The 26,814-nt window shown below is 45.5% G+C and carries 23 protein-coding genes; 16 read left to right on the top strand and 7 right to left on the bottom strand.

Annotation, left to right across the window (positions count from 1 at the left end; all coding sequences use genetic code 11):
- The first annotated feature begins 209 nt into the window (after positions 1 to 209).
- The gene (locus QUA07_RS26670) at positions 210 to 2,768 is read left to right on the top strand and encodes a sigma 54-interacting transcriptional regulator (RefSeq protein ID WP_333331346.1); all 2,559 of its coding nucleotides are present in this window, start codon (positions 210 to 212) and stop codon (positions 2,766 to 2,768) included.
- 32 nt (positions 2,769 to 2,800) lie between these two features.
- Here the strand turns inward: QUA07_RS26670 and QUA07_RS26675 are convergent, their stop codons facing one another.
- Entirely contained in the window at positions 2,801 to 3,448 is a 648-nt protein-coding gene (locus QUA07_RS26675; protein WP_333331349.1) for a ceramidase domain-containing protein, read from the bottom strand.
- Between the two features lie 257 nt (positions 3,449 to 3,705).
- Between QUA07_RS26675 and QUA07_RS26680 the strand changes: the two genes are divergently transcribed.
- The 4 genes from QUA07_RS26680 (at position 3,706) to psbM (ending at position 7,933) form a co-directional block, all read left to right on the top strand.
- A complete protein-coding gene (locus QUA07_RS26680; protein ID WP_333331352.1) occupies positions 3,706 to 5,091 on the top strand; it encodes a TIGR03279 family radical SAM protein in 1,386 nt (461 codons plus the stop codon).
- 140 nt (positions 5,092 to 5,231) lie between these two features.
- Complete coding sequence (locus QUA07_RS26685; RefSeq protein ID WP_333331355.1) at positions 5,232 to 7,124, top strand: TolC family protein; 1,893 nt, start codon at positions 5,232 to 5,234, stop codon at positions 7,122 to 7,124.
- A gap of 118 nt (positions 7,125 to 7,242) precedes the next feature.
- Positions 7,243 to 7,539, top strand: a complete 297-nt coding sequence (locus tag QUA07_RS26690) for a 2Fe-2S iron-sulfur cluster-binding protein (RefSeq protein ID WP_333083505.1) — start codon at positions 7,243 to 7,245, stop codon at positions 7,537 to 7,539.
- Between the two features lie 280 nt (positions 7,540 to 7,819).
- Positions 7,820 to 7,933: a photosystem II reaction center protein PsbM gene (gene psbM / locus QUA07_RS26695; RefSeq protein WP_015177760.1), complete on the top strand. Its 114-nt coding sequence runs from the start codon at positions 7,820 to 7,822 to the stop codon at positions 7,931 to 7,933.
- A 121-nt stretch (positions 7,934 to 8,054) separates the two neighbouring features.
- Here psbM and QUA07_RS26700 read toward each other — a convergent pair whose 3' ends face one another.
- Entirely contained in the window at positions 8,055 to 8,906 is an 852-nt protein-coding gene (locus QUA07_RS26700) for a universal stress protein (RefSeq protein WP_333331358.1), read from the bottom strand.
- Positions 8,907 to 9,047: 141 nt separating this feature from the next.
- Here QUA07_RS26700 and QUA07_RS26705 point away from each other — a divergent pair, with 141 nt between their 5' ends.
- The 5 genes from QUA07_RS26705 to QUA07_RS26725 all read left to right on the top strand — a co-directional run bounded on the left by QUA07_RS26705 (position 9,048) and on the right by QUA07_RS26725 (position 15,661).
- A complete protein-coding gene (locus tag QUA07_RS26705) occupies positions 9,048 to 9,548 on the top strand; it encodes a thioesterase family protein (RefSeq protein ID WP_333331360.1) in 501 nt (166 codons plus the stop codon).
- 142 nt (positions 9,549 to 9,690) lie between these two features.
- Entirely contained in the window at positions 9,691 to 10,752 is a 1,062-nt protein-coding gene (locus QUA07_RS26710) for a DMT family transporter (protein WP_333331365.1), read from the top strand.
- Between the two features lie 22 nt (positions 10,753 to 10,774).
- Positions 10,775 to 11,950 carry an ATP-grasp domain-containing protein gene (locus QUA07_RS26715; protein WP_333331368.1) on the top strand — a complete coding sequence of 392 codons (1,176 nt, stop codon included), beginning with the start codon at positions 10,775 to 10,777 and terminating at the stop codon, positions 11,948 to 11,950.
- Between the two features lie 323 nt (positions 11,951 to 12,273).
- On the top strand, positions 12,274 to 15,435 hold the full coding sequence (locus tag QUA07_RS26720; RefSeq protein ID WP_333331371.1) for a right-handed parallel beta-helix repeat-containing protein: 3,162 nt from the start codon (positions 12,274 to 12,276) through the stop codon (positions 15,433 to 15,435).
- Positions 15,392 to 15,661 (top strand): hypothetical protein, encoded by a 270-nt coding sequence (locus tag QUA07_RS26725; RefSeq protein ID WP_333331374.1) that lies wholly within the window; start codon positions 15,392 to 15,394, stop codon positions 15,659 to 15,661. The genes QUA07_RS26720 and QUA07_RS26725 overlap by 44 nt, the downstream gene beginning before the upstream one ends.
- On the opposite strand, the gene QUA07_RS26730 is transcribed toward QUA07_RS26725, so the two are convergent.
- The 4 genes from QUA07_RS26730 to QUA07_RS26745 form a co-directional block, all read right to left on the bottom strand.
- Positions 15,650 to 16,606, bottom strand: coding sequence for a DUF6282 family protein (locus tag QUA07_RS26730; protein WP_333331377.1), 957 nt, complete (start codon positions 16,604 to 16,606; stop codon positions 15,650 to 15,652). The genes QUA07_RS26725 and QUA07_RS26730 overlap by 12 nt on opposite strands.
- 68 nt (positions 16,607 to 16,674) lie before the next feature.
- Complete coding sequence (locus QUA07_RS26735) at positions 16,675 to 17,580, bottom strand: alpha/beta hydrolase (RefSeq protein ID WP_333331380.1); 906 nt, start codon at positions 17,578 to 17,580, stop codon at positions 16,675 to 16,677.
- Between the two features lie 14 nt (positions 17,581 to 17,594).
- Positions 17,595 to 18,041 (bottom strand): SufE family protein, encoded by a 447-nt coding sequence (locus QUA07_RS26740; protein ID WP_333210399.1) that lies wholly within the window; start codon positions 18,039 to 18,041, stop codon positions 17,595 to 17,597.
- Between the two features lie 149 nt (positions 18,042 to 18,190).
- Positions 18,191 to 19,222, bottom strand: coding sequence for a GTP-binding protein (locus QUA07_RS26745; protein ID WP_333210400.1), 1,032 nt, complete (start codon positions 19,220 to 19,222; stop codon positions 18,191 to 18,193).
- 379 nt (positions 19,223 to 19,601) lie between these two features.
- On the opposite strand from QUA07_RS26745, the gene QUA07_RS26750 reads away from it, so the two are divergent.
- Positions 19,602 to 19,727, top strand: coding sequence for a hypothetical protein (locus tag QUA07_RS26750; protein ID WP_333210402.1), 126 nt, complete (start codon positions 19,602 to 19,604; stop codon positions 19,725 to 19,727).
- Between the two features lie 103 nt (positions 19,728 to 19,830).
- Positions 19,831 to 20,373, top strand: a complete 543-nt coding sequence (locus QUA07_RS26755) for an iron chelate uptake ABC transporter family permease subunit (protein ID WP_333307612.1) — start codon at positions 19,831 to 19,833, stop codon at positions 20,371 to 20,373.
- Here QUA07_RS26755 and QUA07_RS26760 read toward each other — a convergent pair.
- Positions 20,362 to 20,724, bottom strand: coding sequence for a hypothetical protein (locus tag QUA07_RS26760; RefSeq protein WP_333210404.1), 363 nt, complete (start codon positions 20,722 to 20,724; stop codon positions 20,362 to 20,364). The two genes, QUA07_RS26755 and QUA07_RS26760, sit on opposite strands and share 12 nt — an antisense overlap.
- 325 nt (positions 20,725 to 21,049) lie before the next feature.
- On the opposite strand from QUA07_RS26760, the gene QUA07_RS26765 reads away from it, so the two are divergent.
- The 4 genes from QUA07_RS26765 to QUA07_RS26780 form a co-directional block, all read left to right on the top strand.
- Entirely contained in the window at positions 21,050 to 21,781 is a 732-nt protein-coding gene (locus tag QUA07_RS26765; RefSeq protein WP_333331384.1) for a response regulator, read from the top strand.
- 6 nt (positions 21,782 to 21,787) lie between these two features.
- Positions 21,788 to 22,387 carry an adenylate/guanylate cyclase domain-containing protein gene (locus QUA07_RS26770; protein ID WP_333331388.1) on the top strand — a complete coding sequence of 200 codons (600 nt, stop codon included), beginning with the start codon at positions 21,788 to 21,790 and terminating at the stop codon, positions 22,385 to 22,387.
- A 305-nt stretch (positions 22,388 to 22,692) separates the two neighbouring features.
- The gene (locus tag QUA07_RS26775; RefSeq protein ID WP_333331391.1) at positions 22,693 to 23,628 is read left to right on the top strand and encodes a fused MFS/spermidine synthase; all 936 of its coding nucleotides are present in this window, start codon (positions 22,693 to 22,695) and stop codon (positions 23,626 to 23,628) included.
- A 257-nt stretch (positions 23,629 to 23,885) separates the two neighbouring features.
- A partial coding sequence (locus QUA07_RS26780; protein ID WP_333331395.1) for a HEAT repeat domain-containing protein occupies positions 23,886 to 26,814 on the top strand: 2,929 nt, incomplete at its 3' end.

Raw genomic sequence — 26,814 nt, forward strand, 5'->3', positions numbered from 1 at the left:
TTTGACAATTTTCGAGATCGACTATTAGCTTGCTTTTCTAATTAGTCTTTCTTATCACCGCCAACCCAGAAGACCCATGCTGAAGACAGAAAATTAACACTACACTCAAACTCAAAATGCTAGTCGTTCCCAGCAGTTAATATTGATTTAGCACAAAAATATATATCCTACACCAACCACCACGATTCGGCTGTCGCCGACGCTAAGCGATGTCTACCGAAACATTAGTTAACTGGCTCGAATCGAGCACCGAATTAGGCATATTATCCCGCGAGATTTTACAGGCGATCGCGGATGAAATGGAGATGTCAACTTTTCCCCCTGGATTTCGAGTGGTAATCGAAGATACACCAGTCACTAATCTCTATATCCTAGAACGAGGACAGGCCGATCGCTACCGCCGCAAACAACCGGGATTAATGTGGGCGAGTAGTTTGTTGCCGGGGGCGATCGTCAATTTATCGGCCCTCCAGCGATCGCAACCTGCCGATAGTCGAATTATAACTCGGACAGAATGTCAATTTTGGGTAATTAGTGCCGATCGCTGGCCCAATTTGCTAGAAAGATATCCACGCATTACCGAAGCCTACGCTCAACGCTTGGCAGCGAAATTAGAACAGTTAGAAGCAGAAATTGCCTACGAACGAGAGCGTCAAAATGCCCTCCGCAGCTATCTAGTACCTAGGGCGAGACGGGGAGTAATTGGCAATAGTCGTTATGCAGTGAAATTGCGCCAACAAATTCGCACGGCATCGAGTGACAGCCGATCGGTATTAATCTCTGGTGAACCTGGTTTAGAAAAAGATAATTTAGCAGCTTTAATTCATTTCGGTTCTCACCGCCGCAGCGAGCCAATTATTCAGATTAAAAGTGCTTTACTTCAGAGCAATGGAGCGGAATTATTCGGGCGGTTGGGCGGCAAACCGGGGCTACTGGAATGGTTGGGGGAAGGGACGTTAATTTTAAATGACGTGCAAGAATTACCCGCTCAATTATGCCCCCAAATTCAGCAATTATTAACCGAGGGAACCTATACGCCAGTTGTCAAGGAAGGACAAATACCGCGACCACCGCGTTCTAGTAAGGCCCGGATAATTTTAATCTCAGAAATTGTGCAGCCCAAGCTAGATAAGCTGACACAACACAAGATTAAAGTCCCATCCTTGCGGGTGCGAAAAACAGATTTAGAAGCACAGGTTAACTATTATCTCAATATCATTGGTCGCAAAAAGAAATTAGTCAAGCCCCAAGTTACACCGGAAGCAATTCGCCGCTTACAAGCCTACGATTTTCCAGGGAATTTGCAGGAATTGCAGGGAATGGTCGATCGCGCCTTAGTTCAAGCACAGGGAAGTCAGGTATTAACGGAAGAAGTGTTTTGGGCCCAGGCAGCAAAGAAACAAAAGTTTCGGCTGAATTTATTAAATATTTATCCAAAATTTCGGCAATTTTTACGGAGCGATTGGTATCCCGATCGCGTGAATTATTGGTTTACCACCTGGGTGTTTGCATTGGTGGTAATTATCCTGTTTGTGGCTCCCCAAGATCGACAACATAATTTTGCGCTAAATATTTTTTGGGCGTGGTGGTGGCCATTAATTTTATTATTATTCCCCATCATCGGGCGATTGTGGTGTGCTTTTTGCCCTTTTATGATTTATGGGGAAATCGTCCAAAAACTATCGCTGAAAATTTTCCCTCGAACTCTCAATAAATGGCCACGCCAACAAGCCGAGAAATGGGGTGGCTGGTTTCTATTTGGACTATTTACTCTGATATTTCTGTGGGAAGAGTTGTGGAACTTAGAAAATACCGCCTATTTATCCAGTTGTTTGTTGTTGCTCATCACCGCCGGGGCGGTAATTTTTTCCCTAATCTTCGAGAGGCGATTTTGGTGTCGTTATTTATGCCCGATCGGGGGAATGAATGGATTATTTGCTAAACTCTCAATTATCGAACTTCGCGCCCAACAAGGAACCTGCGCGGCGGAATGCAGCACCTACCAATGTTACAAAGGCGGTCCCGGCTTGGGGGAAGGATTAACTACTAATGGCTGTCCGATTTATTCCCATCCCGCCCAATTAACCGATAATAAAGATTGTGTGTTGTGTATGACTTGCTTGAAAGCTTGTCCCCATCGATCGGTAGAATTAAATCTGCGCCCTCCCGGCATCGAATTATGGACTACCCACGTTCCTCACAGTTATGAAGTTGCCCTGTTATTTCTATTATTAGGTGGTATTTATCTGCATCGCTTGCCGGAGATAAATAGTTGGTTGGGGCTGGGCATCAATTTAGAGCAATTTTTACCTCATTTAGGACTGTCGATCGCAGTGTTAATTATCCCGCCGATGATTCCCATAATTGCCTACGCCATCATGCAGGCAATTTATCGGTTGGGACAAGCAGAAACCATGCCATTTACAACCTACAAACCCCTCTCATTTGTCTCTCTCGCCTACGGTTATTTACCCTTAGTCTGGGGTGGTAGTTTGGCTCACTATTGGCGATTGGGTTTGCAGGAAGGCGGTCGAGTGATTCCCGTAACTTTTGCCACTTTCGGACAAATTAGAGACGATTTACCGACTTTTATTGGCGATCCAGCAGTGATTAGTTTTTTGCAAGGTTTCACTTTGATTGTATCATTATTAGTCACAATATTTGTGACTCAAAAAATTGCCAAGCGCTCGATTAAATCTTTGATTCCACAACATTTAGCGAGTTTGTGCCTGATGCTGAGTTTGTGGTATGCGATCGTGGGAAACTGAGAGTGAGTATGCGCGGTCTATTACTTTGAGTTTTAATTATTTACTCGCTCTGACCAATTTAAGAGCAGGCTTCTTGCTGACAGGTACAGCAAAACACCATTACAAAGATGCCAGAGGAAATGAGTCCCTGTTGAAAAGAAAGGGCAAATTGCCCGATCGAGAGTACGGAATGCAAGGGCTAATAGGAAGACACCTGTTGCTGCTAATAGAATGAATGGTTCGCGCTTTTGCTGTCGATAGTGATACAGTCCTAGTCCGAGCAAAACCAAAAATGCAGGAGCATAGGAAAGAGAACCATTGAGAAAATTTGTAAATTGCTTGCTAAAATCGCTAACAAAAAAGAATGCTGCAAGTAATACTCCTGCATATCCTGAATTCATCCTAACTACCCGACGACTGTAAAGCCATATAAAACAAAGCTGAAAGACCAGAATAGGAATCACATCTAGTAAATTTGCCCATCGCGTTGCAAATGTATGAAACAGGAAACTTCCGATACCAATACTGGTGGCTAAAGCAATCAGTATCCAAATACCAGGGGATATTTTGTGGTGTCGCTGAGCTAATTGCCAAATAGCCCCTGCTGCAATAATGAAAGACACATTGGAAATAGCATTCAGTGGCTCGCTCCATAAACCAGGAATGAGCCGCTCACAGTAAAGGTCGATATAATCATTCATAGCTCTACCCTTGATTTTTTCAAGGTAACTTATAATTGTGTCGCAGATGCGGTACAATACACTATCTAATCTAGAATACCGCAAGTCGCTGATGTATCTAAGCCCCTTCTTACTCCCCTTCAGCATTTTAAACTCAACTAAACCTGTATAATTGAGACAGGTGCATGGGAGATAGTATGAAAATTTATTTACACATTAAAATTTACCAAATTTTTGTCAAAAACACTTAATCAAAGCCAAAAATAAATCAATAAATCATGAGCGAATCCTCAATCAAACCTGCCATAATTACCAAAGTAATCCCCGACAGCATCTGCGCGGAAATGGGATTTGAACCAGGAGACTCAATCGTCGCCGTCAACGGCCAAAAACCCCGCGACTTGATCGACTATCAATTCCTGTGCGCCGATGAATTTATTGAACTAGAAGTATTAGACAGTAAAGGCAAAAGTCACAAGTTAGAAATCGAAAAAGAGTACGACGAAGATTTAGGATTGGAATTTGAAACTGCTCTCTTCGATGGACTAATTCAGTGCAACAACCGCTGCCCTTTTTGCTTTATCGACCAGCAGCCTCCGGGAAAGCGCGAAACTCTCTATCTCAAAGATGATGACTACCGACTTAGTTTTCTTTATGGTAGCTATCTCACTCTCACAAATCTGACTCAAAAAGAGTGGGACAGAATCGAACAAATGCGGCTTTCTCCTCTTTATGTTTCCGTGCACGCTACCGAACCGGAAGTGCGAATTAGACTGTTAAAAAATCTCCGGGCTGGCCAGATTTTAGAGCAAATCAAATGGTTTCAAGAACGCCGCTTGCAAATTCACGCTCAAGTAGTTGTTTGTCCCGGTATTAATGATGGCGAACATTTAGAACGTACTTTGTTAGATTTGGCAAAGTTTCATACTGGAAGTATTCCCGCTGTAGCATCGGTGGCTGTAGTGCCGGTGGGTTTAACTCGCTTTCGCCCTGCCGAAGATGAACTGATCGCAGTAACTGCGGAAAAAGCGCGAGAAGTAATCGAGCAAGTGCAGAAAATTCAAGGGCTTTTGAGTACAGGAAAAGGCGGCCGAAAAGCTAAAAAGCAGAATTCAAAATCGCGGTGCATTTGGCTGGCTGACGAGTGGTTTTTAATAGCTGGTTTAGATTTGCCGTCGGCTGCTGATTACGAAGATTATCCGCAAATAGGTAACGGTGTCGGTTCTATCCGCCAGTTTATCCAGCAGTTTGAAACGGCTTTTGAGAAGCTGCAACCGATGCCAGTCGAGCCTGCGCGCAAGTTAGTTTGGGTGGTGGGGAATGCTGTCGAAAAAGCTTTTGAGCCGATCGTACAACAACTAAACCAAATTCCCGGCTTGTCCGTCAACATGGCAGCTTTGTGCAGCCACTACTGGGGACAAACTATCACTGTTACGGGTTTGCTCACCGGGCAAGATTTACTCGAAGCTTTGCAGGGGCGAGACTTGGGAGATGGCATCCTGCTGCCGTCGGTGATGCTAAAACAGGGGGAACCGCGTTTTCTAGACGACATGACCCTCGAACAGCTCGCTAGCTCGCTGAAAACCCGGATTTTGCCCGTGAGCGGAGTAGAGGAACTAATCTCGGCGGCGATCGGTCTGGCAACTGCTGAGGTTGAATTCTAAATTTAGAATCGAACATTCAAAAGCTAAGATGAGTAGGGTAATTCTGACTTGTAACTGGAGAGTTCAGGCTACAAACTAGAAACTTGAAGCCAAATCTTGCTCTAAAATTGTCTCTAGAATTGCAGACTAATTAAAAAATTATGCGTGTTTTTCATCAAATCGTGGTAGTCGGAGTGGGCGCTGCAATTACTTTCAGCAACGCCGCACAGAGTGCTTCAGCACAGCCTCCGGCTCAATCTCAGGACAGTTTGGCCCGCTTCAATCAGCTCGAATTAGGGCCCATTATTCGATCGACCTCGAACACAGCGGCAGAATCAGCATCACAGGCCGAACAGTCGATCGCCCTTAATCCTCAAACCTCCGAGTCTCAGCAACAAGGGGGAGTCAAGATCGCATCAACTCGAACCCAGCCCGAGCAAGCATCAAAGCCTCAACAGGCTGCTCCGGCTGCCCCATCAACTCTGTCTCAGGCCGGTGCAACGCCTCTAAGAGGGTTGGAACCGACAGAGACTCAGCAGCCTTCCCCGAACCCTCCCAACAATGTTCCTGTGCCGAGTTCCCCGGTACCTATTCTCCGGGGCACTCCGAACGAAAGTTTCCCCCCTGTCCCTCCGAGGGGTATTTTAGACACCAAGCCTCCGGCTTCCCTGGAACCCAACCCGAATCCCCTGCAGTTTCCGACAAACCCGGAGGATGTCAGGATCGAGCAAACTGAGTCAATTACCTTGCAGCAGGCGATCGACCTGGCCCGCCGCAACAGCCAAGTTTTGCAAATCGCCGGACAGCAAGTGGAACAAAGCAGAGCAGCTTTGCGCGAACAGCAAGCTGCTCTTTATCCAGACCTGAATTTTCAAATGGACGCCAGCCGTTCTGTGACTGCCGGCGGAGAACTTGGAATCCGGGCTGGGCAGCGCCGCCTCAACGCTCTGGCTAACCGAACCGGGCAGCCCGCCGAGCAAGCCGGCACAAATTTCGGTAACAACAGTCTCAACAGCACTTTGCAGTTGAGCTATGACATCGATTTGTTCGGAAGGCGACGGGCTAACATCCGCGCGGCAGAGGAACAGTTGCGCCTTCGGGAATTGGATGTGGAACGCCAAGCCGAGGAACTCCGCTTCGACACTGCTGAGGCTTACTACACCTTGCAAAACGCGGACGGACAAGTTGCCATCCGCCAAGCTTCGGTCAGAAATGCCCAGCAAAGTTTGCGGGATGCCGAAGCCCTGGAACGGGCAGGGGTAGGAACCCGGTTTGCTGTGTTGCAGGCTCAGGCAAATTTGGCTAACGAAGTGCAACAACTGTCAGTGGCCCGTCGCGATCAGCGGGTTGCCCAGCGGCGACTGGCTGAGATTTTGAATATCAGCCAGTCGGCGAACTTGACGGCGGCTGATCCGGTAGAGCAAGCGGGCTCTTGGAGGCTGTCTTTGGAAGAGAGTATCGTGCAGGCTTTTAAAAATCGCCCCGAGTTGGAACAGCAGTTGGTGCAGAGGGATATCAGCAAGCAGCAGAGGCGATCGATTCAGGCGGGGCGTTTGCCTCAACTGAGTGTTGGGGGTAGTTACAACGTGCTGGGACAAGACCCTGATAACCCCGATCCGTATACTGCTCGCGGCTGGGCCGATGGTTATTCGATCCGGGCGAGTCTGACTTGGAGTATCTTCGATGGGGGCGCGGCGAACGCGAGGGTAAAACAGCGGGATGCGGATATTACGATCGCCGAAAGTCGATTTGACCAACTCCGCAATCAGGTGCGCCGGGAAGTGGAACAAGCTTATTTTGGCTTAGAGTCGAGTTTTGAGAATATCGAAACTTCTGAGGCGGGGGTTTTGCAGTCAAGGGAAGCTCTGCGTCTGGCGAGACTGCGGTTTCAAGCTGGTGTGGGTACTCAGACGGATGTGATTCAGGCGGAAACTGATTTGACTAGGGCTGAGAGAAACCGATTGTCGGCAATTGTCACCTACAACCTGGGACTTTCGTCTCTTCAGCGGGCTGTGAGCAATCTGCCCACTAATAACCTCTCGGATGCTCCTTGAGATTGGGTTGGGGGGAGCTTTAATTACCAGATCAATTGGACATCCTGTATTAAACGTCCGACACATTAGTTAATATTTTGTAATAGAGTTCCATGTCAACTGCGTTAAGGGATCGGCAATGGCCAATATCAAGTTTGTGAAGGAAAATCAGGAAGTCATCGCAGCAGACGGAGCCAATTTGAGGCTCAAAGCTCTAGAAAACCGCATCGATTTGTACACATTTTCGGGAAAGATGATGAATTGCGGGGGCATCGGTCAATGCGGCACCTGCATTGTGGAAATTGTCGAGGGTAGTGAAAATCTGTCGCCCCGCACTGACTTTGAGAATCGCAAGCTCAAGAAGAAGCCCGAAAACTATCGGTTGGCTTGTCAAGCTATGGTCAATGGCCAGGTGAGCGTGAAGACTAAACCGTGACTCTCAGAAGGCAGAAGGTTGATTAACAGAAAGAAAATGCAGAATGCAAAAATTGTGTTTTTTTTCCTATTTCACTGTATAATCACGCTTTTTGCTCGCCTAGGAAAAGAAACTTGGTTTCTAGGACAAATAAGAGATGGGGCAGCGAGGCATCCAAGCAGAAAGAGGGTTTCGACGCTTGTCGGTAAGCTCTTCTTCTGTCTTCGAGTTTGCCTTTTGCCTTTGAGTGATATCCTAGTTGTGTGTGTTTTTCTATTTTCCGATAGAGGCGAGCGTCTTCATGGAAGTTAACGATTTAGGGTTTGTGGCAACCATTCTGTTTGTATTGGTTCCCAGTGTTTTTCTAATCATTCTGTACATTCAAACAGCTAGCCGTCAAGGTAGAAAAGATTAGCAACTGCTGCTATTTCTGTCTGGCTTTGCTGCTTACAAAAAAAAGCGCCAACAGCTTTTTGCTGAGGCGCTTTTTTTGTTAACTGTTGAGTGTTAGCTGCTAACTTGTTAACTATGAGATTCTAGCCGACTGTGCGGGCTAGCAAGACGGGACAGTTGGCATAAACTCGCACGTAGTCTGATAGCGAATTTCCTAAGAGTCGATCGATATCCACAAAGTTTTTGGCAACGCTGGGTCGCCGATCCGGGGAACCGATTACCAACAAGTCGGCATTCAACTCGTCTGCAATCCGACAAATTTCTTCCCCTGGCTTGCCTGTAGCACTCACGCAGCGGTAGCTAACTCCCATTTGTTTGGTTAGTGCTACTGCTGGGGCCAATACAGCGTCTTTTTCAGCACTTGTTGTTAAATCTGTGCTGGATTTTCCCGTCAAATCTTTGGTGACGTGTACTAAAATTATCTCTCCGCCACTGACTTCTTTGACCAAAGATAGCGCAAGCTGTAATGACTGTTTGGCAGATTCTGATTTGTCTACCGCCACCATGACGCGCTTGATTTTTTTGACGTAGATGTCGTCTTTTACTAACAACATCGGTCGGGATGTTAGCTGGAAAACGTACTGGCTGACTGAGTTTTCCAAAATCGATTGCAGCCGTCCGAGTCCCCGGGAACCCATAATTACTAAGTCGGATTGTTCTTCTTCTGCAACTTGGCAAACTGTGGTTTTTGGGTCTCCCTGTTTGAGCCGAGGGTTGACTTTGCTGGGATCTATTTTCAAAGACTGGACTGCTTGTGCTAAAATCTTGCCTCCTTCTTCCAGTTTCTCGGCCATGCCATCGGAGGTTACTTGGGGCGGCACGACGTGCAAGACGGTGACAGAGGTTTGTTGCAAGGAAGGGATGTCCATCAACATATTAAACATCTCTTCGCACAAGCCGCGACCGGCGACGGCTACTAAAATTTTTTCTATCATGGTTTTGGCGGTAAAAACAGTTGAGTTTTCTTGTGCGACGTTAAACTAGGCCGTTGGTACTCTAGTTCGTTAATGTTAAGCATAGACCTGAAGTTTGTCTTATGATTTGTAGAAATGTAGCGTTTTGGAACGATTTGTAAAGTGTTAGAGAACGATCGAACTCAACCAGAGCTCGCACCGGCTGGTGCTATTCAAAATCGGCGTGGGATAGACTCTGATGGCTGGTTTGAATATTTGGTGCGAGTTTACCCTCACCATACTGACTACAGCGGTGTGGTTTGGCACGGGACTTATCTGGCTTGGATGGAGGAAGCTAGGGTGGAAAGTTTGCGCTCTCTCGGCATCGAGTATGCAGACTGGGTGGCGCAGGGTTTGGAATTGCCCGTGGTGGAACTTTCGCTGCGCTACCACCGGGCTGTACAAATGGGTCAATCTGTGGCAGTCAGAACGCGGATGGCTGCTACCGAGGGTGTGCGGCTGCTTTGGGATTACGAAATTCGATCGGCTGATACTCAGGAGTTATATGTGACAGCACAGGTAACTTTGGTTGGTGTCGATCGCGACAAGAACAAGATTATCCGGCAATTGCCGCCGGCGCTAAAGGAGGCTTTGACAAGGCTTTCTGTTAAACCTTCAACCTAAGCTGCTGTTAACTATAAAAAATAGTTTTTGCAGCCCTAGTAAGTAGAGTGCGTGACTTTTGAGTCACTCCATTCGTCGCCCAAATTTTCTTTTGTCACGCACCCTACACAACTGCCTTCTGCCTTCATTGGAACTTTTAATAATGTCAAAAAAACTGGGATTGCCAGAGCCAAATATTGAACTTCAGCGCAATATTTTGGAAAAAACCGAGTTAAACTCTGCCTTAACAACTGAAGACAAAACTCTTGTTTCGGGAAAGCCAGACAGTTTAAAAAACGGTGAATTAGCTGACAGTCCAGGCAAAATTTGGGCGATCGCATCGCTGTCGGCGGCGCTGCTAGCGGTGTCGCTGGCGGCGATTTTTATTAGGTTGAGCGAACGAGAAATCAGCCCGAATGCTACTGTTTTTAACCGTTTGTGGATAGCAACTGTGGTATTTGGAGTGTGGAATGGTGCTGATGCTGCGCGTCGCCGAATGTCTGGGGGACAAGTTGAAGAGCGATCGAACTACACTCTGCAGGATGTGATGCTGTTAATAGCCGTAGGCGTGGTTTCTTCTGCTTCTGTGGGTTTCTGGGCCTGGTCACTGAGTCAGACTAATGTCGCTAATTCTACTGTACTGCGAAACTTAACTCCTTTATTTACTACTTTGGGGGGATGGCTGCTGTTGGGGCGACGCTTTGACAACAGGTTTTTGGTGGGACTGGCGGTGGCTTTGTCTGGCGCAATTGCGATCGGAATCGACGATTTGCAAACTGCGGGAGACAATCTTGTCGGCGACGTTGCTGCTCTTTTATCGGCGATGTTTTATGCAGGAAACCTGCTAATTTCCGAACATTTGCGAACCAAGTTTCCGGCGACAACTATATTGATGTGGCGCTGTTTTATGGGCAGTATCTTGGTTTTGCCACTGGTTCTCCTTGCGGGCGATCGAGTTTTCCCTTATTCTTGGGAGGGATGGCTGACGGTAATTGCTTTGGCCGTGGTTTGCCAAGCTTTTGGTCAGGGACTGCTTATCCACAGTCTAGGTCGTTTTTCGTCGGAATTTGTAGCTTTTTTCCTGCTCCTAGAACCGGTAATTACGGCTATTATGGCTTGGGTGCTATTTTCGGAAAGTTTGAGCTTGTTTAATTGGTTTGCTTTTTCTGTGGTTTTGGCTGGAATATATTTGGGAAAATCTAGCGGTTCGGTCGCTAAAAAATGAAACAAAAAGGAAAAACACTTAAATGATTCCCCGATCAGTTAGCCGGAATCGCTGGCATTATGACTTTAGTTTGCTGCCTCAATATTTGGAGGTACTGTTTGCTAAACTGCGGATTGCTGTGGTGTTCGGCGGCGACTGCGATCGCCCCGGCTCAGTGATTTACAAAACTCACAATCCCCGCGCTTGGAAGAGTTACGAAATCGTCGCCCGCGAGATTGCTACAGCCTTAGCAGAAATTGGCTTTAAGCACGTCTTTGTCCTACCTGATGACATGAACTTGCCGGAACAACTCAAACAAAAAAATATCCATTTAGTGTGGCTGAATACTGGCGGAGTCCAGGGCTACAATCCTGTTTGTCACACTCCCGCATTGTTGGAAATGTTGGGAATGCCTTATGTGGGTCACAATCCTTTAAACAGTTCAACTTTAGATAACAAACACGCTTTTAAACGGGAACTGCAATCAGTCGGAATTAAAACCGCTCCGTTTATGACTTGGCATCCTTCTCAAGGGATTTTGCAGCCTAATTTACATCAGCGTTTTGCCATTGCTTTTGGTGACTATCAAGGGCCGTTTGTTGTTAAACCAGTATCCGGTCGCGCTTCACTGCACGTTCATTTTGTAGACAATATTGAGGGTTTGTCTCAGGCGGTTTCGGACGTTCACCGAGATACTCACAATACTGCTTTAATTGAAAAATATTTGCCGGGAAGAGAATTTTGTGTAGCGGTTTGTGGCTATGTTACTTATGCTAAAGGCATATTTGATAAAAATACCAAACCTTTTGCTTTTTCGACTGTCGAGCGGGTGCTGGAGCCGGAAGAACGCATCTTTACTTCTATGGATAAAAAGGCGATTACGGCCGACCGAGGACGGTTGATGGGCGGTGAGGAACCTGAACTAAAAAAAGATTTAATTGAGTTAGCTCGAAAAATTTATTGGGAGTTTAGTTTGAACAGTTTGGTGAGGATTGATGTCCGAAGTGATGCTGATGGCTCACTTTATGTTTTGGAAGCAAATCCCAAACCGGATCTGAAACATCCAGGGGAAAATGTGACGAGTTTGGTAGCTTTAGGTTTGGCGGAATACGGAATGAGTTATAACGATTTAATTTTTAGTTTACTGGCGGATAGGTTGGATTATTTGTTGACTCAGCATATCGAAATTATTCCTCATATTGTGGATTTGCTTCATTAATCGGACTTGCAGGGTGCGCTGCACCTTACCTGTAAACAAAACGGATTTGTAAAGAAATATAAATTGTTGAGCCAAGTGAACACAGGCTGGCAAGTTGTGATAGCTTTGAGTAATATCAATTCCGGTTGCACTCCTCATGACAGTTGACTGTTGACTGTTGACTGTTGACGGGCGGGTCGCAAAACTGAATGGTTGATTGTTAACTGTAGACTCGATTTTCTTATTCCGATGCAACCGGAAACGATATAAGATAGCGAGTTGTGGATGTCCATTTTTTTCGTCAGCATCAAAATCACTCAATTTATATTAATTAGATAAAACAAATGGAAGCATTACTTTTATTAATAGGATTTGGAGGCGGGGCATTAGTCTGCTGGCTAATTTTGAATAAGCGAAATTCACGCAATTTGGTGCGGATGCAGGGTTCGCAGGAGGCTATATCGAATTTGGCTGCTCAGTTGGATGCCCGAACTTCGGAATTGCGACAAAAGCTACAGAATGAAAATCAGCTAAATTCTGAATTGTCCCAGTTGCAAAGTCGGTTGGAAACTGTGACTGGCGAGCAAGAATTGTTAAAAAATCAAGTGTCGGAAATGGAAGAATTTTTGGCAGGAATTGCCCAGGATCGATCGCAAATAGATGCTCTGATTGCTGATTTGCAGTTTCAGTTAGAAAATGCTCACCAAGCTGAGTCCCAGTTAGCAGAAGTGGCAGAACTTAAAGAGCTGTTAGAAGTTGCGGAGCAGGAGCGATCGCAGCTTAACGCTCAATTGCTGGAAATGCAAGCAGAGTTAGAGGCGGTTGATGCAGAACGTTCTCAATTTCACGCTCTGCTGTCGGAATTTGAGAGTCAGTTGGAAACGGCTAGCCAAAGCCGATTGCAGGTACAGTACCAGTTGTCGGAAATTCAAATTAAGTTCGAGCGCTCGATTGAAGAGCGGCACCAACTTCAGTCTCAACTGTCGGGTTTGCAAACTCAACTGCAATTAGTCGAAGCAGAGCGATCGCAATTTACTTCGGAATTGTCAGAGCTACAAGCTCAATTGGAGAGTGCAGAGCAAGAACGCGAAATACTCAACTCTCAATTGCAAACCGCTCGCGAACAAGCACAGCAACCTCCACTTGAATTATTAGAACTGCAAAGAGAGTTAGAAGCTGCTAATCTAAATAAAATGCAGTTAAACTCTCAAGTTCATGAACTACAACTTCAATCCGAAATGGGGGTTTTAGAGCGAGAGAGACTGCTGTCTGAGTTGTCAGAATTGGAGTCTCAGATACATCGCAAGGAGGAAGATAGCTCGCAACTCCAGTCTCAGTTATCAGAACTGCAAGCTCAATTAGAAACTGCTAACACAGAACGATCGCACCTTTATTCTCAACTCTCGGAATCCCAAAGTCAAATCGAGACAGCCCATCAGAATCAAACTCAACTTCAATCTCAAATCTCCCAGTTAGAACGCCAGTTAGAAAGTGTGCGTCAAACTCGCTCTGAATTAGAATCTCAGCTAGAAACTGCTAACACAGAACGATCCCAACTTTATTCTCAACTCTCGGAAATTCAAACTCAAGCCGAGACAGCTAACCAGAATCAAAATCAACTTCAATCTCAAATCTCGGAGTTAGAACACCACTTAGAAAGTGTGCGTCAAAATCGCTCTGAATTGGAATCTCAACTCACTTCTCAAATCTCCCAATTGCAAAGTCAAACCGAGACAGCAAACCAGAATCAAAATCAACTTCAATCTCAAATCTCCGAGTTAGAACACCAGCTAGAAAGTGTGCGTCAAAGTCGCTCTGAATTGGAATCTCAGCTCACTTCTCAAATCTCGGAATCCCAAAGTCAAATCGAGACGGCTAATCAGAATCAAACTCAACTTCAATCTCAAGTATCCGACTTAGAAAATCAGTTAGAAAGTGTGCGTAAAACTCGTTCTGAATTAGAAGTTCAGCTAGAGACTGCTAACACCGAACGATCGCAACTTTATTCTCAAATTTCGGAATTCCAAACTCAAACCGAGACAGCTAACCAGAATCAAACTCAACTTCAATCTCAAATCTCCGAGTTAGAACGCCAGTTAGAAAGTCTGCGTCAAAGTCGCTCTGAATTGGAATCTCAGCTCACTTCTCAAATCTCGCAATTGCAAAGTCAAATCGAGACAGCCAATCAGAATCAATCTCAACTTCAATCTCAAGTATCCGAGTTAGAAAATCACCTAAATATTGTGTATCAAACTCGCTCTGAATTAGAAGTTCAGCTAGAAACTGCTAACACAGAACGATCGCACTTTTATTCTCAACTCTCGGAATTACAAAGTCAAACCGAGACAGGAAACCAGAATCAAAATCAACTTCAGTCTCAAATCTCCGAGTTAGAACGCCAGTTAGAGAGTGTGCGTCAAAGTCGCTCTGAATTGGAATCTCAACTCAATTCTCAAATCTCCCAATTGCAAAGTCAAATCGAAACAGCTAATCAAAATCAAACTCAACTTCAATCTCAAGTATCCGACTTAGAAAGTGAGTTAGAAAGTGTGCGTAAAAGTCGCTCTGAATTGGCATCTCAGCTAGAAACTGCTAACAGAGAACGATCGCACCTTTATTCTCAACTCTCGGAAACTCAAAGTCAAATCGAGACAGCAAATCAGAATCAAGCTCAACTTCAATCTCAAGTATCCGAGTTAGAACATCAGCTAGAGACAGTTTATCAAGAACGCTTGCTGGTAACATCGCAACTTTCCGAAGCGGGCTCACGACAATCTGAGCATTTTGAGTCGAAGTCAGGGCAAATTAAAGCATCTACTTCTGATCCCAAAGTTTTGAAGAGTCAAAAATTTGTTGTTTCTCAGCAGGGTCAAGGCGATTATACTACTATTAGCGAAGCGCTGAAAAATGCAGCACCGGGCACGCGGATTGACGTGCATCCAGGCGTTTATCGCGAAAGTCTAATTCTCGACAAATCGGTAGAAATTATCGGCAGCGGAGATGTCGATCGCATTGTGGTTGAAAGTATCAACTCAAACTGCATTAAAATGGCAACTGATACTGCTTTAGTGCGGGGTTTAAGCCTGAGCGCCACTGGGAAATATTACACTGTCGATATTCGCAAAGGCGAGTTGATCGTAGAAGACAGCGATATCACTTCTGCGGACTATTCTGTCGTGGGAATTTGCGGCCCTGATGCAAATTCTATCCTGCGCCGCAGTCAAATTCATGATGGGGTATGGAACGGAATTTTTATATCGGATAATGGGAAAGCAACGGTGGAAGATTGCAGTATTTTTGACAACGGCAGTTTGGGAATAGGTGTCGGATTGGGAGGAAAATTGATCGTGCGCCGGTGTCGGATTAATGGTAATGAAGGTGAGGCAATCGGCATTTACAGAGATGGCATTGCTACCGTGGAAGATAGCGATTTAACGGGCAATGCTGGGGGTGCTTGGCGCATTGCAGATAACGGATACCTGCGCGGCAAAGGCAATCAAGAATAGAAGAAGGAAGTTCGGCAACGAGCAATGTACAAGATGTAACGGATGTCAGGAAGAGGGAAGTTCGGCAACGAGCAATGTACAAGATGTAACGGATGTCAGGAAGAAGGAAGAAGGAAGAAGGAAGAGGGAAGAAGGAAGAGCAAAGAGGGAAGAGAATTCCCAATTAACGGTTCCCAATCCCCGATTGCCAATTACCAATTACCAATTACCCGTTCTAAATGCCTAACAATCGAGCTGGATTGTGTTTCATCATTAAATCAATTTCGTGCGGAGAAATGCCTTGATTTATCAATTTTTTCACAAATAATTTGTAACCTTCTGCAGGTAAAGGATCGGGTTTTCTTCCCAAATCTGTACTCATAACAAAATGCTCGGCTCCTATTAGTTTAATCGCTGCTGCCATCTTACTAATAGGAACTTGATGCCAGTTTTTGTGTCCGTCATCAGCGGCATTTTCTCCCATCAAATCGTTGACAAATGCGAGTTCTAGAAAAGCTCCCATCTGGGCGGCTGTTTGCATATTTTCTAGGGATAAACCGGGTACATCCGCCATGGCGTGGGTAATCAGGATGTTTTTAATGCTGAGCAGGTTGGCTTCAGCTACAACTGCCATCACTTCTTCTGAGGAAATATGACCAGTTTCCAATACCAAATTCTCTTTAGCTACCATCTTCAACACCGCTGCTGTTTGCGGTAAAACTTTGCCCTTTTCCGCAACTTTAATCCCCCTTCCCGACTTTTGAAAAACCTGCAAGTGATGCTCAGCATCAACCGTTGGCAGCCACACTACTTTACCGTATTTGCCGCCGATGCGGTGCATTGCTTCGACAGCTTGGGGATTAATGCCGCCGACAGCATAATTGAGAACAACTCCTCCGAAAACTTGGATTTCTGGTACTATTTTATTAACCAGAACTGCCCGCGCTGCTGTGCTGGCATAATGATTTTTCAATACCACAGCTTTCATCTTCGCCCTAGCAGCTAATTTCGCTACTTCAAAATCGTCTAATCTGCGGGGAATCGCATCAGGAGAAGAATGAATGTGAAAGTCGATCGCACCTTCGATCGTACTCTTTGGCAAATTGACCATCGGCGAATCTCCGACAGCATAAACTGGCAGACAAAACCAATAGCAAACCATCCAAACTAACGTTAAAAAAACAGCTTGCATTTATCCCCTCTTCCCTTCTCCCCTCTGCGTTCTCTGGCGCTGGAGCGCTTCATTCCCTCTTAATTCTCTCAAATAAAAGATTTAACCGCATTTGCTAAAGCTGCTGCATTCTCTTCGTGCATTCCCAAGGAACCAGGAATAACTCGCGATTCAACACCGGGTAATTCCGTTAATGCTTCCATTTCAGCCTTTGATTTGGGCGGCGCATCCTCAGCAATTACAACCATCACCGGCACTGCTAATTGTTGAAAATTATCTGTAAATTCCGATCGCACTTTTGCCGGATCTAAACCACCAGTCACAAAGGCAGCGGAACCGTATCTAGCACCGGGTTTTTGCGTCACTTGCCATTTACTTTGGATGAAATCGGGCGTGACTTTAGCTGCATCAACATAGACGTGGCGGCGGTACATCAAGCTGAGGAATGACGGCGCAGTGTTGAGTTTGTATAGGAATTGTCCCAGTAAGGGCGATCGTACTAATTCTCTCACAATTCCATGCCATCCGCTTTGCTGTTTGCTCATCGTCGGCAAAGGCCCGCGCCAAGTCGGTGCAGCTAACACAATCTTTGACCATACATTGGGCTTTGATTGCGCTAACTGCATCACATAACCCGCAGCATGACCGGCTGCAACTACAGCAACAGGACTATTAAAATTTGCCTCAACAAAATCCTTGATAAATTGATGGTATAATTGCGGTTGATAGTCGGTTCGCGGGCGATCGGATTCGCCAAAACCCGGCCAATCTAAGCTCACAACTTGAAATTGGGGAGCTAATAATTCTGCTAAAGGACGCATTTCTTCTCGCGTCGAAACCGTACTGAAAGCAGGCAGCAACAATACAGGATTTCCCTGTCCTCTAGTTTCGTAAATAACTTTGATTTGTGTTTCTTGCCAATTCCACAGATATTCTTGAACGGCAGCGGGATAGTTGCCCGAACGTGATTTTGTTAAATTGGTAGTTTGAGTCATAACTTTTTATTCTTTTAATTTGCTTCGGCTTGCTTGCTCAATTCACAAGCAAGTGCCTTATTTTTCATCATTTGAAAAATGTTGTAAAAACCGTTCGCGCGGGAAGGTGTCAGACTCACATTCAATCCCGTGTCTTGAATAAAATCTGGGGTAATGGTGACAATTTCAGCAGGTGTTAATCCGCTCAAACCTTCCACCAGTAAGCCAACTAATCCTTTGACTAACTGAGCGTCTGAATCACCTTGATACAGAACTTTTCCGTCTGCCAAATTTGCAGTAATATAAACTTGCGACACGCAGCCAGAAACTTTGTTTTCCGGCAGTTTGTCGCTTTCGGGAAATGCTGGAAGTCGCTTGGCATACCACAGCAGTTGTTCGTAGCGCTGTTTCGGATCGGAATGTCGCTGAAAGCGCTGGACGATTTTAGCTAGGGCTGCGGGTAGTGTGGTGTTTGTGGACATGATTCACTCGTAGCGGTTTACTGCGTTAATATTATACCTTCAATTGTAGCAGGTAAGGGCGATCGATTTGAGATTTGAGATTAGGACTTAAGGATGAGATAGTAGGGACACGGCAATGCCGTGTCCTCATGGGTTTTTAAGACACGATCTTAAACTAAGCAACTGTTCAGGTGTTCTCGAATTTGAGCGGTATCTAAGTTGCGGCCGATGACTACGAGTTGATTGTTAGGTGTGGTAAACCATTCGGAAGCATCTAATTCGTATCTGGGGCCGCTGAGTTGAAAGATGTGTCTCATCGGACTGTCGTTAAACCAGAGAATTCCTTTTGCCCGAAATACATCCAAGGGCATTTTTTCGGTGAGAAATTCTTGGAATTTGTGAACATCAAAAGGTCGATCGCTCTCAAATGATAGTGAAATAAATCCGTCGTTATCTAAGTGATGAGATTGATGTCCGTGATGGTGTTCGTGTTCGTGATGGTGTTCGTGATGGTGTTCGTGTTTTTCCTCAATTTCCAGACTGTTGAAAATATCTGCCTGCGTTAAACCTACACCCAAAATTAAGGGTAGAGGAACTTCACCGTATCGAGAGTGTAAAATTCTCGCTCCTTCCTTAACTGTGCGAATGTAAGATTCTAACTCTTCTACTTTTTCTTGAGGAGCTAGATCGGTTTTGTTCAGCAGCACAATATCTGCAAATGCCACTTGTTTAAAAGCTGCTTCGCTGTCAAAGTGATCGGTAGTAAATGTTTCGCTATCGACTACGGTAAGTACAGAATCTAGATTGGTCAAATCCCGCAACTCGGTGCCGACAAATGTCAGGATAATCGGCAGCGGGTCGGCCACTCCGGTGGTTTCAATCACCATACAGTCGATGCGTTCTTCTCGTTCTAAAACTCGGTAAACTGCATCGACTAAGCCTTCGTTAATAGTGCAACAGATGCAACCGTTGCTAAGTTCTACCATGTCATCGTCTGTAGAAACAAGAAGCTGCGAATCGATATTGATATCGCCAAATTCGTTAACTAAAACTGCTACTTTTAAATCTTGGCGATTTTTGAGTATTTGATTGAGCAAAGTGGTTTTGCCGCTGCCGAGAAATCCGGTAATTATAGTTACTGGCATCCCTTTTTTGGGAAGATCGGCAATTAAATTTGGGGTTTGTACGGTGAGATTAGTCATTGTTATTCATTGGTTAGTTGTAAAGGCATTGCTGTTAATTTCCAAAGCCGATCGCACCTCATCGCTGACAGCCCGGTGCGATCGCCTCTGCTAAGATACGGGCGATCGAGCCGATCTCGCGCACTTTTATGTGATAATCATTCTCACAATACCTGAAAATGCGGTTGGCGCGCAAGCTCTACAATTACAGATCGGTGCAATATCTCCGATCGGGCTTTAATCTGAATAGGTTACTGTAGTTAACGAGCGCGATCTATCCACAAACAGGAGAATATATGGTAAGTAACTAGCCAGATTGTCTCTTAGGAGTTTGGGCGATCGCGCAGGAATAACTCTGAAAAAAGGTTATTTATCTAACGGCAAAGCGGTATAATATATTGTGAAAAAAATCTGGCTAAAATATCGAGTTTTTCAGGCAGTTGTATTCTTAGGATTGGGTTTGGTGTTAACCATCGCCCTTTCACTTTCTTTTGGTGCGGTGCCGATGAGTTCAGCTCAATTGTGACAAGCATTTCTGCACCGAGGCGATGCTGTAAATCAAACTATTTTCTGGGAAGTGCGTTTGCACAGAGTGGTGGCAGCGCTGACATTTGGTGCGGCGTTAGGAATTGTCGGGAGCTTGGCTGCAGGAGCCGCTCAGCAACGGTTTAGCCGCTCCTTTTGTATTAGGAATTTCGGCTGGTGCGGGGTTAGTTGCGATTACCATGCTGACTTTGGGAATATTTCAAACTGGGGTGTCTTTGGCGGCTTGGATAGGTGCTATTTTAACTTCGATGCTGGTCTACTTTTTGGGACAAACTAAAACGGGAATTTCTGTCGAACGTTTGGTTTTAGCTGGTGTGGCTGTGAGTTCTCTTTTTGGGGCAATACAAACTACACTGCTGCTGTTAGCTGAAGACAGCCGTTTGCAAGCTGCTTTGAATTGGTTAATAGGCAATTTAAACGGTCGCGGTTGGTCGAATTTGCAGGTTGCTGCACCTTATATTTTGGCTGCTTTGCTGTTAGGATGTTTTTTGGGGCGATCGATAAATTTGCTGGCTTTGGTTTCTCTAAAAGTGAGAAAGCTAAAGGCATTCCAAAGCCCGCAGCGATCGGAAACCAGATTTTTGAGACTGACTCCCAATGGTGTCGGATCGCCCTCAAGAAGCTAAATCCAGAGGTGGCAAACCGCGCAACTGTCGCAGCGAGTTGATACACATCTGACAGTCGCAGCCAAACAGGGCCACAGCCGCATCGCTTTCTTCTTCCGAAAAATCCAGCATCGCCACCTGCTGATCATCAGGCTGCTGCCAACTGATTTTTACTTTAGAATTAGCAGCAGCTTTGGCGGGGAGGCGCACGCAAGTCAGACGCTGAGTGTGGGGCGATCGCACGCAGCGGGGCGAATCAGCCGATTGGCTTGGTGTTTCGCCAATTTGAGCGGGATTTGCGATCGCGCTCAAAGACATCACAGATCCAAACAGCGTGGGGCTTACCAATAAAGTGAGGAGTAATCTATTCATTTGTCGTCTTTAAGAACTTTAATGTATACAGTAACCGATTATCTGTTGCAATTCAACAAGGTTTTCGTCCGACATCAGTAAGATTTGGCGTTATGAAGGCTTAAAAGTCGAATATTTGTCGCCCAAATATCTAATAATTTTTCGGGTATTAGCAACAAGCATTTTCTGATAAGTATCACCTTTGCTTCCCAGTTTAAGATTTGTTGCAATTTTAGTAAGTTTAGCTTGCCAGTGATAACAAACTCTTCCAATGTGGGTAAACTGATTTCAGTAAGGGTTACTCGAAGCAGCGAACAAGTTTACCTCAGAAACCAGGTGGGGAGTGATGAGTACAGTTTTAGTGGTGGAAGATTCCCGCAGCCAGCGGGAGTGCATTTCACATCAGTTGAGATGCAGCGGATTGAATGTAATTCAGGCATCGGACGGTGTGGAAGCGCTGGATAAAATTGAGAAAAATTGTCCTGATTTAGTATTATTAGATGTCATAATGCCCCGTCTGGACGGCTACGGGGTTTGTCGTTTAATTAAAGCTAATCCCGAAACTCGGAACATACCGGTGGTATTTTTAACAGGCAAGGGACAGCAGTTAGCTTTATTTGCGAGGTTCCAGGGCGATCGCGCCGAGGCTTATGTTAGCAAACCTTGGCAGCCGAGGGAACTTTTGGCAACGATCAAAAAAGTTTTGCTCAATGCCAATATTAAGTTCGATCGAGCTTCAGCCGACGCTTGGACAGAATACGGAATTTTAAACTTAAGTACAGTCGAACTGTATCAAAGCCATGCCGATGCTTGGACAAAATACAGCTCCCAAATTATTAAATTGTACGATTCCAGCTTAGCAGCTTTCGAGCAAGCTTTGGCAATTGAACCGAGTCACTCGAATGCAAACAAGTACCGCAACCGAGTCCAGACAATTCGGGGAATTTTGATGAAAAAATTAGAGCAAACTAAACCTTGCAAAGTCTGCGATTATTATTACGGTAAGGATGGCATCAATTGTGCAGTGCATCCGGCTGGCCGCCCTCAAGAACTGTGTCGCGATTGGGAATTTAATTAAAATAAAATGAAAACAAATAACCGCGCTAACTTGGAAAAGTTGCTGCAAGAAAGAAACGAACATCCCGAAAAAATGGCTGAAATTGATGAAAAGATTAATGCCACTTTCCGCAAAAATTACGCAATTTTAGTAATGGATATGTCGGGATTTTCCCGCACGACAGTCCGCTACGGAATCATTCATTTTTTGGCAATGATTCACCGGATGCACGGCATTGTCAAACCGATAATTTCAGAATACGGTGGCACTGTAGTTAAGGAGGAAGCAGACAATATTTTTGCAGTTTTTTCTGATGTAAAATCAGCGGTGGAAGCTGCAATCGACTCTTTGAAACAAACGGCGGCTGTCAACACAACACTGCCGCCGGAGATGGATATTTACCTCTGCATTGGTATTGGCTGTGGCGATGTTTTGATGCTGGAAGGAGAGGATATGTACGGATCGGAATTTAATCTGGCATCCAAGCTGGGAGAGGATTTGGCGGAACGGGGAGAGATTTTGCTAACCTCAGCAGCCTTTGAAAAGTTGGAAGGTGACAAGCAAAGTTGGGAAAAAGTGGAACTTTCGATTTCTGGTTTGGAGTTGGTGGCGTACAAGCGGGTGTAATCGGGTGAATTTCTGTTGTCTTCTCGTTCTTCGCCATGCTGGAAAATGAGAACATGACCAAGAATTTATTGATGGTACCCGCCACGTGATTTATCTGTGGAATCAACCCAAAATCGAAAATCCTCAACCCCACGCATTTATCCGTCGGATCGCCTCTAAAATCTAAAATCGATTGACTTGCCTCAGCCTTTACTAGAAACCCGGTTTCTTCGCAGATATCGAGCGACTCAGCCATTTTGGTAGAAACCGGGTTGATGAGGCTATATTATTAGAGAATATCGAATTTAAATAAAATTTAAAATCAGATGATTGAGGAACACAAAACTTGGCAATCTATTAATTTATCCGCTATTCGACAGCGACTGGCTTGGCTGCAGCAACAGCCCGACAAAGTTATTTTTTGCAAAGAGTCTGGTGTTCACTATGTGGGAGTCACAAAAGATCGATCGCACATTAAGCTATCTTTAGTAGAAAAAGTAAATCGGCAAACAGATTTACTGCAATCTATTTTCGATTTCAACAATCCTTTACATCTAGTGTCTGAATATACTCAGGCGATGATGTTGGGTTTAGTGTGGCAAAGCCAACCTCAAAGAATCTACATAGCGGGATTTGGCGGCGGCAGAATTCCCTTAGTTTTGCACCACTATTTGCCAGAAACTGTTATAGAATGTACGGATGTCGATCCGATCGCGCTCGAAGCAGCTACAAAGTGTTTTGGAGTGCAGTTTGACGATCGGCTAACTGTAACAATTCAAGACGGCAGAGAGTATTTAGAGCAGCAAAAATCAGATTCTCAGTACGATATCATCATGATCGACGTAGCTTTTGGCAACGGCTACTTTCCGCACCGCCTCTCCACCACAGAATTTTATCAAATCTGCCAAAAACACTTGTCAAGCGAGGGAGTTTTGCTAGCCAATCTGCTGCACAGAGATCAGTTTTATGCCGAAAAAATCACGACTTTTCAAAGTGTGTTTTCTCAGGTGTGCGTGTGTGTTTGCCAGGAAAGTAATAGCATTTTGATTGGTAGCAACAGCCAGATTTTGGAGAAAGATGAGATTGTTGCTAAGACAAAATATTTGCAAGATAGCTATCAATTTTCATTTCCATTAACAGACAGGGCGCTTGAGGTAAAAGTAGGTAGAGAATTGGCGGAGGCTGTACCTACTTTAGACAAAGCTCAAATTTTTCATGACGATTCGCCGCCCGCTGGTTATTTTGATTGCTGGTTATTCTGATATCTATAATAAGTCCGGGTTTACTCTTTGTGGAACAGGCCGGAAAGCCTGTTGCTGATGTGGCTTTCACGATGTTGAGATAGCCCGGAGATTGGAAATCGCGTCTACACATACGAAGTCCGAGCAGAGGGGGACTAAGAAAAAAGGGGGTACTAAAGCCGGATTTAATATGATGTGATTTTGTCCCGAATTTTCAGCATCGATCGCCGATCGAGAAAAAATCTATAATAAATCCATATTCTAAAATCTATAATCAAATGGCGACACCAGTTGATTTTCCTAAATATCTGCAATCCCTGGTTGAGTCTTATAAAAAACAACAGCATCTCTACACGCTGACGGATTTACAGGTGGAGGTGCGGGTGGAAAAGCCACCGGAGGATCGATCGCAACCTCGATCCGCACAAAATAAACCAGAAACGAAAATCGAGCGGCTGGAAGTGCTGGCGGGACTCCGCAAGTACGTGCAGCAGGGAAAAGTGCTGCTAGTGGGCAAGCCAGGTTCGGGAAAATCGACGGTATTGCAGCGTTTTCGGTGGGAATTGGCACTAGAAGCGCTCAAGGAGGGCGATCGACAGATTCCGGTGTTGGTGCAGTTGAGGAGCGATCGCTCGATTAAAGACGCAATCTGTGCCGAATTTCGACAAGCAAAGCTCAGAGTGAGCTACACAGAGGTGGAGGATTTGCTGTTTGATAGCAGGTTGCTGCTGTTGCTGGATGGCGTGAATGAGATGCCATCGCAACAAAAGCGGCAGGATTTGCAGCTATTCCACGACGACCATCCCGATACGCCGATGATTTTCACGACGCGGGATTTGGCGCTGGGCGGATCTTTGGGCATTGAGAAAAAGCTGGAGATGTGCGCGCTGACGCAACCGCAGATGCGGGAGTTTGTGCACAAGCATTTGCCGCAACATGGGGATTTGCTGCTGCAACAATTGCGCGATCGCCTGCGAGAGATTGCCGAAACGCCGTTACTACTGGAAATGATGTGTAAGGTGTTTAAAAATAGCGGGAAAATTCCCCAGAGTAAGGGCGAGTTGTTTCAGGAGTTCGATCGCCAGTATGACGAGTTTAAGCGCGGTGCGTTGGTTTCGGATGATTTTCGGCGCTTCAAGTCGGAGGTTTTGCAGCAGTTGGCTTTTGTGATGTTGCAGGGTGACTCGCAGCGCCCCACCGATGGTTGGGTGGCTATTTCTCGCGATCGGGCTGAGGAGATTTTGGAGTGCTGGTTGCGCGATCGGGGGGTGGTGGATGCGCCAACGAAAGCGAAGGAGTGGCTAGAGGATTTGCTGGAACATCATCTGTTGCAGGTGGCGGCAAAGCCGGAGGAAATTGAGTTTCATCACCAATTATTTCAGGAGTATTATGCGGGGCGGGCGTTGATGAAACTGTTAGCTGAGAAGCATCAAGATGCGATCGACGATCGACGGTTGCAGCATTTCTATTTGAATTATTTTAAATGGACGGAGCCTCTGGCGTTCATGCTGTCGTTGTTGCGAGATGAGGTGCAGGCGGTGCGGGTGGTGCGGCTGGCATTGGATGTGAATTGGAGGTTGGGGGCGCGGCTGGCGGGGGAGGTGCAGCGGGTGTTTCAGAAGTGTACGGTTGGGTTGGTGGATCGGTTGGATGTGCCGGGGTGGTTGAAGGTTGAGCTTTTGGGGGAAGCGCGATCGGATGAGGCGATTCCGGAATTACTTAAACTCGTTGAACATTCAGACTCTGATGTGCGTAGGATGGCGGCATATGCCTTAGGCAATATCGGTGACGCTCAGGCGATTCCGGGATTACTTAAACTCGTTGAAGATTCAGACTCTCATGTGCGTAGGAGCGCGGCAGATGCCTTAGGCGCGATCGGTGACGAGCAGGCGATTCCGGGATTACTTAAACTCGTTGAACATTCAGACTCTGATGTGCGTAGGAGGGCGGCAAATGTCTTAGGCAAAATCGGTGACGAGCAGGCGATTCCGGGATTACTTAAACTCGTTGAACATTCAGACTCTCATGTGCGTAGTATGGCGGCAGATGCCTTAAGCAAAATCGGTGACAAGGCAGCAATTCCCGGATTACTTAAACTTGTTAAAGATTCAAACTCTTATGTGCGTAGTAAGGCGGTAGATCCCTTAGGCAAAATTGGTGACAAGGCAGCAATTGCTGAATTACTTAAACTTGTTAAAGATTCAGACTATTATGTGCGTAGGAGCGCGGCAGATACCTTAGGCAAAATTGGTGACAAGGCGGCAATTCCCGGATTACTTAAACTTGTTGAAAATTCAGACTATGATGTGCGTAAGAGTGCGGCAGATGCCTTAGGCGAAATTGGTGACAAGGCAGCAATTCCCGGATTACTTAAACTTATTGAAGATTCAGACTCTTTTGTGGGTTGTAGTGCGGCAGATGCCTTAGGCAAAATCGGTGACAAGGCAGCAATTCCCGGATTACTTAAACTTGTTGAATATTCAGACTATGATGTGCGTAGAAATGCGGCAGATACCTTAGGCAAAATGGGTGACAAGGCGGCAATTCCCGGATTACTTAAACTTGTTGAAAATTCAGACTATGATGTGCGTAGGAGTGCGACAGATGCCTTAGGCAAAATCGGTGACAAGGCAGCAATTCCCGGATTACTTAAACTTGTTGAAGATTTCCACTATGATGTGCGTTGGAGTGCGGCAGATGCCTTAGGCAAAATCGGTGACAAGGCAGCAATTCCCGGATTACTTAAACTTGTTGAAGATTTCCACTATGATGTGCGTTGGAGTGTGGCAGAGGCCTTAGGCAAAATCGGTGACAAGGCAGCAATTCCCGGATTACTTAAACTTGTTGAAGATTCAGACTCTTTTGTCCGTAAGAATGCGGCAAAAGCCTTAGGCAAAATCGGTGACAAGGCAGCAATTCCCGCATTACTTAAACTTGTTAAAGATTTCCACTCTGATGTGCGTTGGAGTGTGGCAGAGGCCTTAGGCAAAATTGGTGACAAGGCAGCAATTCCCGCATTACTTAAACTTGTTGAAAGTTCAAACTCTGATGTGCGTAGGAATGCGGCAGAGGCCTTAGGCAAAATTGGTGACAAGGCAGGAATTCCCGCATTACTTAAATTTGTTGAAGATTCAAACTCTGATGTGCGTAGGAATGCGGCAGAGGCCTTAGGCAAAATTGGTGACAAGGCAGGAATTCCCGCATTAC

The organism is Microcoleus sp. T3_A4 (assembly GCF_036700465.1).
GTDB lineage: Bacteria > Cyanobacteriota > Cyanobacteriia > Cyanobacteriales > Microcoleaceae > Microcoleus.

Excerpts from the sequence above, each read along its gene's own strand:
- QUA07_RS26740 (WP_333210399.1), bottom strand. The coding sequence starts at position 18,041 with ATGTCCACAAACACCACACTACCCGCAGCCCTAGCTAAAATCGTCCAG.
- QUA07_RS26745 (WP_333210400.1), bottom strand. The coding sequence starts at position 19,222 with ATGACTAATCTCACCGTACAAACCCCAAATTTAATTGCCGATCTTCCC.
- QUA07_RS26715 (WP_333331368.1), top strand. The coding sequence starts at position 10,775 with ATGATTCCCCGATCAGTTAGCCGGAATCGCTGGCATTATGACTTTAGT.
- QUA07_RS26730 (WP_333331377.1), bottom strand. The coding sequence starts at position 16,606 with ATGCAAGCTGTTTTTTTAACGTTAGTTTGGATGGTTTGCTATTGGTTT.
- QUA07_RS26765 (WP_333331384.1), top strand. The coding sequence starts at position 21,050 with ATGAGTACAGTTTTAGTGGTGGAAGATTCCCGCAGCCAGCGGGAGTGC.
- QUA07_RS26770 (WP_333331388.1), top strand. The coding sequence starts at position 21,788 with ATGAAAACAAATAACCGCGCTAACTTGGAAAAGTTGCTGCAAGAAAGA.
- QUA07_RS26670 (WP_333331346.1), top strand. The coding sequence starts at position 210 with ATGTCTACCGAAACATTAGTTAACTGGCTCGAATCGAGCACCGAATTA.
- QUA07_RS26680 (WP_333331352.1), top strand. The coding sequence starts at position 3,706 with ATGAGCGAATCCTCAATCAAACCTGCCATAATTACCAAAGTAATCCCC.
- QUA07_RS26775 (WP_333331391.1), top strand. The coding sequence starts at position 22,693 with ATGATTGAGGAACACAAAACTTGGCAATCTATTAATTTATCCGCTATT.
- QUA07_RS26710 (WP_333331365.1), top strand. The coding sequence starts at position 9,691 with ATGTCAAAAAAACTGGGATTGCCAGAGCCAAATATTGAACTTCAGCGC.
- QUA07_RS26720 (WP_333331371.1), top strand. The coding sequence starts at position 12,274 with ATGGAAGCATTACTTTTATTAATAGGATTTGGAGGCGGGGCATTAGTC.
- psbM (WP_015177760.1), top strand. The coding sequence starts at position 7,820 with ATGGAAGTTAACGATTTAGGGTTTGTGGCAACCATTCTGTTTGTATTG.
- QUA07_RS26760 (WP_333210404.1), bottom strand. The coding sequence starts at position 20,724 with ATGAATAGATTACTCCTCACTTTATTGGTAAGCCCCACGCTGTTTGGA.
- QUA07_RS26700 (WP_333331358.1), bottom strand. The coding sequence starts at position 8,906 with ATGATAGAAAAAATTTTAGTAGCCGTCGCCGGTCGCGGCTTGTGCGAA.
- QUA07_RS26675 (WP_333331349.1), bottom strand. The coding sequence starts at position 3,448 with ATGAATGATTATATCGACCTTTACTGTGAGCGGCTCATTCCTGGTTTA.
- QUA07_RS26690 (WP_333083505.1), top strand. The coding sequence starts at position 7,243 with ATGGCCAATATCAAGTTTGTGAAGGAAAATCAGGAAGTCATCGCAGCA.
- QUA07_RS26685 (WP_333331355.1), top strand. The coding sequence starts at position 5,232 with ATGCGTGTTTTTCATCAAATCGTGGTAGTCGGAGTGGGCGCTGCAATT.
- QUA07_RS26735 (WP_333331380.1), bottom strand. The coding sequence starts at position 17,580 with ATGACTCAAACTACCAATTTAACAAAATCACGTTCGGGCAACTATCCC.